This window comes from Clostridium subterminale, from assembly GCF_039521425.1.
GTDB classification, from domain to species: domain Bacteria; phylum Bacillota; class Clostridia; order Clostridiales; family Clostridiaceae; genus Clostridium_J; species Clostridium_J subterminale.
The window spans coordinates 859,831-870,771 of sequence record NZ_BAAACI010000001.1; the positions used below are offsets into that span (position 1 = coordinate 859,831).

General features: G+C 31.3%; 12 protein-coding genes. All 12 read right to left on the reverse strand.

Going from position 1 to position 10,941, the window contains the following annotated elements:
* Nucleotides 1–13: 13 nt before the first annotated feature.
* Nucleotides 14–289, reverse strand: coding sequence for a YlmC/YmxH family sporulation protein (locus tag ABDZ93_RS04375; protein ID WP_035132817.1), 276 nt, complete (start codon nt 287–289; stop codon nt 14–16).
* A 236-nt stretch (nt 290–525) separates the two neighbouring features.
* The gene (locus ABDZ93_RS04380) at nt 526–2,634 is read right to left on the reverse strand and encodes a polyribonucleotide nucleotidyltransferase (protein ID WP_343823976.1); all 2,109 of its coding nucleotides are present in this window, start codon (nt 2,632–2,634) and stop codon (nt 526–528) included.
* A 107-nt stretch (nt 2,635–2,741) separates the two neighbouring features.
* On the reverse strand, nt 2,742–3,005 hold the full coding sequence (rpsO, locus tag ABDZ93_RS04385) for a 30S ribosomal protein S15 (protein ID WP_150843836.1): 264 nt from the start codon (nt 3,003–3,005) through the stop codon (nt 2,742–2,744).
* A 152-nt stretch (nt 3,006–3,157) separates the two neighbouring features.
* Nucleotides 3,158–4,123, reverse strand: a complete 966-nt coding sequence (locus ABDZ93_RS04390) for a bifunctional riboflavin kinase/FAD synthetase (protein WP_343823978.1) — start codon at nt 4,121–4,123, stop codon at nt 3,158–3,160.
* 11 nt (nt 4,124–4,134) lie between these two features.
* On the reverse strand, nt 4,135–5,022 hold the full coding sequence (gene truB / locus ABDZ93_RS04395; RefSeq protein ID WP_343823980.1) for a tRNA pseudouridine(55) synthase TruB: 888 nt from the start codon (nt 5,020–5,022) through the stop codon (nt 4,135–4,137).
* Complete coding sequence (locus tag ABDZ93_RS04400; RefSeq protein ID WP_343823982.1) at nt 5,009–5,983, reverse strand: DHH family phosphoesterase; 975 nt, start codon at nt 5,981–5,983, stop codon at nt 5,009–5,011. The genes truB and ABDZ93_RS04400 overlap by 14 nt, the downstream gene beginning before the upstream one ends.
* On the reverse strand, nt 5,973–6,335 hold the full coding sequence (rbfA, locus tag ABDZ93_RS04405) for a 30S ribosome-binding factor RbfA (RefSeq protein ID WP_343823984.1): 363 nt from the start codon (nt 6,333–6,335) through the stop codon (nt 5,973–5,975). The genes ABDZ93_RS04400 and rbfA overlap by 11 nt, the downstream gene beginning before the upstream one ends.
* Before the next feature lie 18 nt (nt 6,336–6,353).
* Nucleotides 6,354–8,438, reverse strand: coding sequence for a translation initiation factor IF-2 (gene infB / locus ABDZ93_RS04410; RefSeq protein ID WP_343823986.1), 2,085 nt, complete (start codon nt 8,436–8,438; stop codon nt 6,354–6,356).
* Between the two features lie 17 nt (nt 8,439–8,455).
* A complete protein-coding gene (locus ABDZ93_RS04415) occupies nt 8,456–8,770 on the reverse strand; it encodes a ribosomal L7Ae/L30e/S12e/Gadd45 family protein (protein WP_343823987.1) in 315 nt (104 codons plus the stop codon).
* The gene (gene rnpM / locus ABDZ93_RS04420; RefSeq protein WP_343823989.1) at nt 8,760–9,029 is read right to left on the reverse strand and encodes an RNase P modulator RnpM; all 270 of its coding nucleotides are present in this window, start codon (nt 9,027–9,029) and stop codon (nt 8,760–8,762) included. The genes ABDZ93_RS04415 and rnpM overlap by 11 nt, the downstream gene beginning before the upstream one ends.
* Nucleotides 9,030–9,045: 16 nt before the next feature.
* The gene (gene nusA, locus ABDZ93_RS04425) at nt 9,046–10,131 is read right to left on the reverse strand and encodes a transcription termination factor NusA (protein ID WP_343823990.1); all 1,086 of its coding nucleotides are present in this window, start codon (nt 10,129–10,131) and stop codon (nt 9,046–9,048) included.
* 16 nt (nt 10,132–10,147) lie between these two features.
* Complete coding sequence (gene rimP / locus ABDZ93_RS04430; RefSeq protein ID WP_343823992.1) at nt 10,148–10,609, reverse strand: ribosome maturation factor RimP; 462 nt, start codon at nt 10,607–10,609, stop codon at nt 10,148–10,150.
* Nucleotides 10,610–10,941: the final 332 nt, after the last annotated feature.

Below are 10,941 nucleotides of genomic sequence, written 5' to 3' on the forward strand. Positions count from 1 at the left end.
ACTTACCTCCATGTTATATATGGGATTTTCTTAGTGTTTCCCCATCAACATCGATGATTATAGTTTTAGAACCTATCTTCTTTACGTAATCCCATGAAACTTCCAGCATTTCATTATTTCTAAAAAACATCTTACTAGACTTTCCATCTCCAAGTAATAGTAGCTTTAGTTCTCCATTCTCATTTATAACTATATCATTATTGCCTAGGACACTATACTTATCTCCATCATTAATATTTATAATTTCATATCGTTCCATCTCACTTAAATATCTATATTTTTCTTCCATCACATATCACCCCATACATAATTTTATAAATTACTATGATTAATATGTTTTCTATTACACATTTATGAGTAAATTAACGAAACTTAATACAATTATATTATACTTTATGAAATTATACACTAGTATGTTCTTATGTTTTACAGTAAAAATATTTCTATGTAGAGGAATTATTACCATAATAAACACCAATATAAAAAAAATAAAAAGGCATTTTACCTTTTTATTTTAACTTCTATCTACTCTTCAGTTTTAGACTCTTCACTATCTTTTAACGCATCTTTTCTAGAAAGATTTACTCTTCCTTGAGAATCGATTTCTGTTACTTTTACAAGTATTTCATCCCCAATAGCTACGATATCTTCTACTTTGTTTACTCTTTCGTTAGCTAATTTAGATATGTGTACTAAGCCTTCTTTACCTGGAAGTACTTCTACAAAAGCACCAAAAGCCATAATCTTAGTAACTTTACCTAAGTATATTTCGCCAACTTCAACTTCCTTAGTGATTTCTTTTATAATTCTTAATGCTTCATTAGCACTTTCACTATCAGTAGACATTATAACTATCTTACCATCATCATTAGTATCTATCTTAACCCCTGTATCTGCTATTATTTTCTTAATAGTTTTTCCACCAGGTCCTATAATATCTCTAATTTTGTCTGGTTTTATGTTTATAGTGTACATTCTTGGAGCATATTGAGATAACTCAGCTCTTGGCTCAGCTATGCATTCATTTATTTTATCTAAGATGAATAATCTAGCTGTTCTAGCATCTTCTATAGCTGTTCTTATGCAATACTTAGATAATCCTTTTATTTTTGTATCAACTTGAATTGAAGTTATTCCTTTTTCTGTACCAGCTACTTTAAAGTCCATATCTCCAAAGAAGTCTTCGATTCCTTGAATATCTGTAATTACAGCTTCTTCACTTAAATCTTCGCTAGTTATAAGTCCCATGGCAATTCCTGCTGCTGGTCTCTTTATTGGAACTCCGGCATCAAGTAATGCTAATGTACTTCCACATACACTTGCCTGAGATGTAGATCCATTAGAACTTAAAACTTCTGAAACAAGTCTTATAGCATATGGGAATTCTTCTATAGAAGGAATTAGTGGTTCTAATGCTCTTTCAGCTAAAGCACCGTGTCCTATTTCTCTTCTTCCTGGTCCTCTAAGTGGTTTTACTTCTCCAACACTGTATGCTGGGAAATTGTAGTGATGCATATATCTCTTGAAGTCTTCTTCTCCAATACCATCTATGATTTGAACATCACCTAGAGCTCCTAATGTAGCTACAGTCATTACTTGAGTTAATCCTCTTGTAAATAATCCTGTACCATGAGTTCTTGGAAGGAGTCCAGTTTCACAAGCTATAGATCTAATTTGATTAAATCCTCTTCCATCAGGTCTTCTCTTATCTCTAAGTAACATGTTTCTTACAATTTCCTTTTGAATATTGTAAACAACTTCTCCTATGTCACTTCCGCCCTCTGGATACTTTTCAGAAAACTCTTCATTTATTTTAGCCTTAATTTCACTTACTTTAAGATTTCTTTCATCCTTATCAGTGATATACATAGCTTCTTTTAACATATCAAAAGCAAAGTTTTTTACTTCACTTTGAATTTCTGCATCCACCTTGTATAGTACTGGCTCAGGTTTAACTTTTCCAAATTTAGCTCTAGCCTCTTCTTGGAATGCTATGATAGATTGACATTCATTAAATCCAAAGTCTATAGCTTCAATCATAGTTTCTTCTGGAATTTCATCTCCACCAGCTTCTATCATCATAACTCTTTCTTTAGTAGCACATACAGTTAATTGCATTGAACTTAATTCTCTTTCTTTGGATGTAGGGTTAACTACAAACTTTCCATCGATTAATCCAATTGATACTGTAGCTACAGCGTCAGTAAATGGTATGCTTGATAAAAGTAATGCTATTGAAGCAGCATTCATAGCTAATATTTCTGGAGAATTATCTTGATCAACAGATAATACTGTACAAACCACTTGAACATCATTTCTATATCCTTTTGGGAATAGAGGTCTTATAGGTCTATCTATAGCTCTACAATTTAGTATAGCTTTTTCTGACGGTCTTCCCTCTCTCTTTAAAAATCCTCCTGGAATTTTACCTACTGCATATAGTCTTTCTTCATATTCTACACTTAGTGGGAAAAAGTCTATTCCTTGTCTTGGTTCTTCAGATGCATTTACATTTACAAGGATTACAGTCTCTCCATAACTAATAAACATAGCACAATCAGATAACATTCCAATTTTGCCGATTTCTATCTTCATTTCTCTTCCTGCTACAGAAGTACTTAACGTATTTGTCATTTAATCTCCTCCTTTCGGTTATTAAAAATATATATATAGATATATACTTATTATTATCTTTTTTTTGCTATTTAATTAAAATAATAGAGCGGCTTTGCCGCTCTTAATTATTTTCTAATTCCTAATTTAGCAATTATAACACGGTATCTTTCGATATCTTGCTTCTTTAAGTAGCTTAAAAGTCCTTTTCTTTGTCCAACCATCATTAAAAGACCTCTTCTTGAGTGGTGGTCTTTTTTGTGAACTTTTAAATGCTCAGTTAATTCCTTAATTCTTTCTGTTAATAATGCTATTTGTACTTCTGGAGAACCAGTATCTCCTTCTGTTCTTGCAAATTGTTGCATTATTTCTTGTTTTCTTGCCTTTTCCATATTGTATGCACCTCCAATAGTTAAATCGCCATATGCCATGTACCCCGTTGGCATTCAGAATACATAGCATAAGGTTCATATGAAATTATATCAAACTAAATTTATTTTGTAAATAGAAAACTAATTAAATTATAAAAATTTGTAAAAATTAGTTAACTATAAATTTTATCTACATATAAAGAATAATCCTTACTATTTACATAATTTTTATCCTTAGATAGTTGATTCTTTAGTTCATCAATGGAACCAAACTTTTTTTCTTCTCTTATTTTTTCTATAAAATATAGTTTAATTTCTTCTCCATATATATTTTTATCAAATTCTAAAATATTAGTCTCAATACTTAATTTATTACCTTCTAGGGTAGGATTATACCCAATATTAGTTATGGCTTTATAAAAGCTATTTTTATACTCTACAATAGTTCCATAAACTCCACCCTTAGGTACTATAAACTTTTTATCATAATTTAAGTTTACAGTAGGAAATCCCATGGTTCTTCCTATTTGCTTTCCCTTAATTATATTTCCACTTAACATAAATGGTCTACCAAGAAACTTATTAGCTTTCTCTATATTCCCCTCTTGAAGATTATGCCTAATGGCAGAACTACTTACCACTTCTCCATCTGAAGTTATAGGTTCCACTACGAAAAGCTCATAGTCTAAGATTTCACTATATTTTTTAAAGATCTCTACATCACCTAAATTTTTATATCCAAAACGATAATTAAAACCAACTACTATACCTTTAGCATTATAATGCTTCTTTAAATTATTTATGAATTGTTCTGGTGAAATTGACATGAATTCCTTATTAAATTCTATAAAATTTAATATATTCACTTGAAGCTTTTCAAATAAAATAGTTTTCTCTTCATTGCTCATAATTAGTTTTGGACAAATCTCCTTATTAATCACAGATAAAGGATGATTTTTAAAGGTACATACCATAACTTTTATATCCTTTATGTTTTGAGTTAATTTAATCTTTTCTGCTAATTGCTTAGCACTATTAATTAATTCTCTATGACCACTATGTATACCATCAAAACTTCCCAGTACAATTATACTAGGTGTTTTAAGTATTTCATTAAAATTGTCTTCTATAATTTTCATAAATATATCCCCTAAAGAAAAAGTTTTATTAACTTAAATCCCGAATCGCTTTCTGAGCCAATTCCTATAAGTTTATTAGAATTGTTGTATACTGCATATTTGCAAAACTTTTCAATTCTATTTAAAAGAGTTCTATCATTTATAGTTACTCCATTTAATATTAGCCTTTCAAACTTTTCATTAACTACAAGTTTAGGAAACTTATTAAATACCTCATCTAAGGAAATAATATAATTATCTATATTTTCCTCTGTTAAGTCTTTTAGCTCCACGCTGCTTTCTATGTTAAAAGGACCTGTGGCTGTTCTCTCCAGTTCCCACATCATAGCTCCACAACCAAGTTCTTCACCTATATCATAGCATAAACTTCTTATATAAGTTCCTTTAGAACATCTAACCTTTATGTGAATTATAGGACTATCTATGGATAATATATCAATACTATGTATAGTAACTGTCCTTGGCTCCCTATAGACTTCTTTTCCTTCTCTAGCTAATTCGTAAAGTTTTTTTCCATTTTGTTTAAGGGCAGAATACATAGGTGGAACTTGAGCAATAGTTCCTACAAATTTATATATAGCCTTAGTGATTTCTTCTTCTGTAGAATCTACCCTACTTTCACGAAGTACTTTTCCTTCTCTATCGTAAGTATCTGTAACTACTCCCAATTTAACCTTTGCTATATATTCCTTCTCACCTTCCATGATAAAGTCTATAGCCTTAGTTGCTCTTCCTATACATACTGGAAGCACACCACAAGCTTCTGGATCTAAGGTACCGCCATGTCCAACTTTCTTCTCCTTAGCTAACTTTTTTATTTTTCTCACTACATCAAAGGAACTAATACCAAGTGGTTTATTTATATTTAAAACTCCAAAGGGTTTATTATTTTCTATCATATGATATCAACTCTTCTTCTAATATTTTGTATATTTTATCTTTTACATCAACCATGGAACCTTCACAAAAAAGACCAGAAGCTCTTTTATGACCTCCACCATTAAAGTTTTCTGCTACTTTACTAACGTCAACTATTTCTTTAGACCTTAAGCTTACTTTTATTCCGCCTTTACTTTCTTTAAATAAAGCTACTACTTCTACTCCACTTATCATGGTTCCAAAATGAATAACCTCGGAAGAATCCATGGACTCTAAACCCACTTCATGAAGCATAGCATCATTAATTTCCATAAATACAACTTTATTATTAAGATGTAATGTTAAAGTACTTATTACTTTTCCAAAAAATTTAACTTTATTAAATTCTTTATTTTCAAATACTTGTCTTTGAATTTTATTAAAGTTAACTCCAGTTTTAATAATTTCTCCTGCTATTTCATGTGTTCTACTTGTAGTATTGGAATGCTTAAAAGAACTTGTATCTGTTAAAATAGAAGTATAGATTGATTCACCTATCTCCTTAGTAATTTCTACTTTTAATTGATTTAATAGGTCATAAATTATTTCTCCAACTGCTGAAGAATTTATATCTACATAATTAAAATCACCATACTTTTCATTACTTAGATGGTGATCTATATTTACAAGCTTATATTGCCTATTCTCCACATCTAAATTAGCATTTATTCTCTTGAAATCTCCACAGTCTAGTACAATTATTAAATCTGTACCTTCCTTTACCTGTTGAATTAATCCTGTGATTTCCTTACCACAAGGTAAATACTCAAAAGTATCGGGAATTTCTTCCTTAGAAAGTATATATGCTTCTTTATTAAGTGCCCTCAGCCCTTGAAGTAGGGCTGTGGCACTTCCTAGAGAATCACCATCTGGTGATTGATGAAAAGTAATTCCTATACAATTACTTTTCTCTATGATATCTACTATATTCCTAGTTATCATTGGAATCATTCTCCTTTATCTTTCTAAATAAAGATTCCAAATGATTAGCTTTATCTAAAGTTGTATCTAACTCAATGATAACTTCTGGAACATGTCTTAACTTAACACTTTTTCCTATTTCTTTTCTTATAAAGCCTGTTGAGCTTTTAAGAATTTTAAATGCCTCTGTCTTTTGATCCTCTGTACCAAATATACTAACAAATACTTTAGCATAGCTTAAGTCTCTTGTTACTTCTACATCTGTTACACTTACCATAGCTGTAAGTCTAGGATCCTTTATTTTGTTTTGAATAGTGTTGCTAACATCTTTTTTTATTTCTTCATTAATTCTGCCGCCTCTATAGTTAGCCATGGAGATCACTCCTTCCTATTACAATTGTTTTGGTTTAATTTCTTCCATAATATAGCCTTCTATAATGTCTCCTTCTTTTATATCATTGAATTTTTCAATGCTAAGTCCACATTCATATCCAGCTGCTGCCTCTTTAACGTCATCTTTAAATCTCTTTAAAGATGCAAGAGTAGATTCTGTAATTACTATACCATCTCTCAATACTCTAACTTTACAGTTTCTTGCTATCTTTCCGTTAAGAACATAACATCCTGCTATAGTACCAACGTTAGAAATTTTATATACCTGTCTTGCTTCACAACGTCCAGTAATAACTTCCTTATACTCAGGTTCAAGCATACCAATCATTGCTGATTTAATATCATCTAATGCATCATAGATAATTCTATAAGTTTTAATTTCTACATTATCTCTTTCTGCAACTGCAATAGCATTATTATCTGGTCTTACGTTGAAACCTATAATAATAGCATTAGAAGCATAAGCTAGAGATACGTCTGTTTCAGTTATAGCTCCAACTGCTCCGTGGATAACTCTAACTTTTACGTTATCTGTAGAAAGTTTTTCTATGGATTGTTTAACAGCTTCTGCTGAACCTTGAACATCAGCCTTAACTATTACACTTAATTCCTTAACCTTACCTTCTTGGATTTGGTTATATAGGTTTTCCATAGATACCCTATTAGATGTTTGGAAATGATCTTGTCTAATCTTTTCTTTTCTTGACTCTGCCATTATTCTAGCTGTCTTCTCATCTCTAACAACAGTAAATCTGTCTCCTGCTGCTGGAACTTCTGAAAGTCCTAATATTTCTACTGGCATAGACGGGCCAGCTTCTTTTGTATTTTTTCCTTTATCATCAATCATTGCTCTGATTCTACCATACGTAGTTCCAACTATTATAGAATCTCCTGATTTTAAAGTTCCATTTTGAACTAGTATACTAGCTACAGGTCCTCTACCTTTATCTAATTTAGCTTCTATAACTGTTCCTTTAGCTCTTCTGTTAGCATCAGCTTTTAATTCTAACATTTCAGCATTTATTGTAATCATTTCAAGCAGATTATCTAAACCTTCCTTAGTGTGAGCAGATACTGGTACACATATAGTATCCCCACCCCAATCTTCAGCTACTAATCCATATTCTGTTAACTCTTGTTTAACTCTATCTGGATTTGCACTTTCTTTATCCATTTTGTTAATAGCTATAATCATAGGTACTTCTGCAGCTTTACAGTGGTTTATAGCTTCAACAGTCTGAGGCATAATTCCATCATCTGCAGCTACTACTAATATAACTATATCTGTAACTTGAGCTCCTCTAGCTCTCATAGATGTAAAAGCTTCGTGACCTGGAGTATCAAGGAAGGTAATTCTCTCTCCATTCACATCGACAGTATAAGCACCTATGTGTTGAGTAATTCCACCAGCTTCTGTTGCTGTAACTTTAGATTTCTTTATTGCATCTAGTAATGATGTCTTACCGTGGTCAACGTGACCCATTACTGTAACTATTGGTGGTCTTTTAGTTTCTTTTGCTTCTGATGCTTCGTCTTCTAGAGCATCAATCTCATCCTCTTGTTCTTCAGCAACATCACCAACATTTTGCTCTTTTAATACTGCAATAGATCCAAAGCTTTCTACAAGCTTTTCAGCTGTTTTAAAGTCAACTTCTTGGTTTACACTTGCCATAACACCTTGGAATATTAAAGCTCTTATAACTTCTACCACTGGCTTTTTAAGCTTATCAGCTAAGTCCTTTACAACAATAGTTTCTTCCATTTCGATTACTTCATCTGGTGTATCATCAGCTTTTTCTTCGCTTTTCTTGTTTCCACCTTTTCTTATTTTGCTATTTTTTCTTTGCTGCTTACTAATATCTTCATTGATTTTTGATTCATATTCCTCAATGATTTCCTTCTTTTCAGCTGATTCTTTTTTCTGTTCTTCATATAGCTCTTTTATAAGATCAGCATCCTCTTCATCGATAACACTCATGTGATTCTTAGCTTCTACACCGAACTCATCCATTAATACACTTATAAGTTCCTTGTTTGAAACTTCTAATTCTTTAGCTAACTCATATATTCTTACTTTCGCCAAAACTTTCACCCCCGAATTTACATTCCGTAATTCTCTTTCCATAACTTTATTAAATTTTCACAAATTTTTTCGTCTTTTACTGCTAACACATTGATTTCTTCTCTACCTATAGCCATACCCAGTTCACTCTTGGGTATGTTTCCTATTACAGGCACCCTTCTGTCATCACAGTATTTTTCAAATTTTTTCTTAGTGTTTTCTGAACACTCTAAGGATAAAATACATAGGTGAATTTTATTTCTTTTAATTTCTTCTTCACATGTATTATATCCTTCTACTAAGTTTCTAGATTTCTTTGCAATGCCTAGAAAACTTAAAAATTTATTCTGCATTAACTATCTCTTCCTTTAGTTTATCATATATTTCATCATTTATCTTAGTTTCTAGATTTCTTTCTAGTCTTTTAGTTTTCACAGCTTTTTCTAAACATTCAATATTTCTGCAGATATAAGCTCCACGACCAGGTTTTTTACCATGTAAATCTATAGATATCTCATTTTCCTTATTTTTAACAACTCTTATAAGTTCCTTCTTAGGCTTCATTTCCATGCACCCAGTGCACATTCTTTGAGGTATCTTTTTTACCTTCATAAAATATCACCTACCTTTAAAGGTTACTTTCTTCATTTTGTATGTTTTCAGCTTGACTCTTACTTTTAATATCTATTTTCCATCCAGTAAGTCTTGCTGCCAATCTAACATTTTGACCTTCCTTACCTATGGCTAATGATAGTTGATTATCGTCTACTACAACTTTAGCACTCTTTCCTTCATCATCAATATCTACAGATAGGACTTTAGCTGGGCTTAGTGCATGAGCAATATACTCTTCTGGTAATTTACTCCATTTTATTATGTCAATTTTTTCATTTTTAAGTTCATTTACTACATTTTGAACTCTAACTCCTTTAGGTCCAACACAAGCTCCCATAGGATCTACTTCTTCATCGTTAGACCATACGGCTATTTTAGTTCTTGAACCAGCTTCTCTAGATATACTTTTTATTTCTACAATTCCACTGTATATTTCCGGAACTTCCAACTCAAATAATCTTTTTACTAACCCTGGGTGTGTTCTTGAAACAACGATTTGTGGCCCTTTAGAGCTTTTCTTAACTTCTACTATATATAGCTTTAATTTCTCATTAAATGTATAAGATTCTCCCGGCATTTGCTCATTTGGACCTAATACAGCTTCTAGTTTACCTAGGTCTATAAATACATTACCTCTATCTTTTCTTAATACTATACCTGTTATTATGTCAAATTCCTTAGTTATAAATTCATTGTATATAAGAGTTCTCTCTGCTTCCTTGATTCTTTGAATAACAACTTGCTTAGCTGCTTGAGCTGCAACTCTTCCAAAATCTCTTGGAGTAACCTCAATTTCTGCTATATCCTCTAAATTATATTTAGCACTGATTTCTCTAGCATCTTCTAAGGATATTTCTATTACATCATCATATACTTCTTCTACAACTTCTTTTAATGAGTATACATGTGTTTCTCCTGTATCTCTATTAACCCATACTCTTACATTTTGTTCCTTTGCATGAGACTTTGCAAAATTTTTCTTATATGCTGCTACTAAAGCATCCTCTATAGTAGTAAAAAGCATTTCCTCACTAATTCCTTTTTCAACAACTAGTTGTTTTACAGCATCTATAAATTCTTCCTTAAATCCGGTGCTCATTATATTTATATCCTCCTTATAAAGCTGGGTTTAGCGTAACTAACGAAACCTTTGACATTGGTATTGCAACTTCATTATCATTGATTTCTAATATTAAGTTTTCGCTATCAAACCCCTTCAATATCCCTTCATATTTTTTCTTTCCTTCAAATAATGCTGAAAGTTTTACAGCCACATTATGATTTATATATTTATTAAAATGTTCTTTGGTGAATAAGGTTCTAAATATCCCTGGAGATGATACTTCTAAATTATATTCTTCTTTTATAGGATCTTCTATATCTAGCATTTCTCCAACAGCCTTACTTACTTCTACACAGTTATCCAAAGCAACTCCTTTTTCATTCTCTATAAAAACTCTTAAAATATTCTGTCCGCCTTCACGTACATATTCTAAGTGATAAAGTTCAAATCCAAGTTTTTCAACTATATTAGTAATTTTACTATGGAGTTTTTCCACAACACCGCTACTGTTCATAATACATTTCCTCCTTTTTATTATATTTCCTTTAAACCTTTAATAATAAACTTAATATTTTTTATTGTTATATAATATTTGTCTTATGTCTAGCGCTGTAACACTCCCATCTTCTTTTGAAGCTGAAAGTATTGGTTCAAATGGTCATGGATAATATTTACATGGCCATAGAACCCTTTAAAGTATGAGTTCAACTAGCTTTAGTGAGATATGAAACTTTAACTCAAACTAAGTTTCACTTTATAATTAAAACGCAACTTAGGGTTGCGTTTTAATAAATAGAGAGTAGGCATAAATCCTACTCTCCCTCAAAGATTATCATAATAACTAGC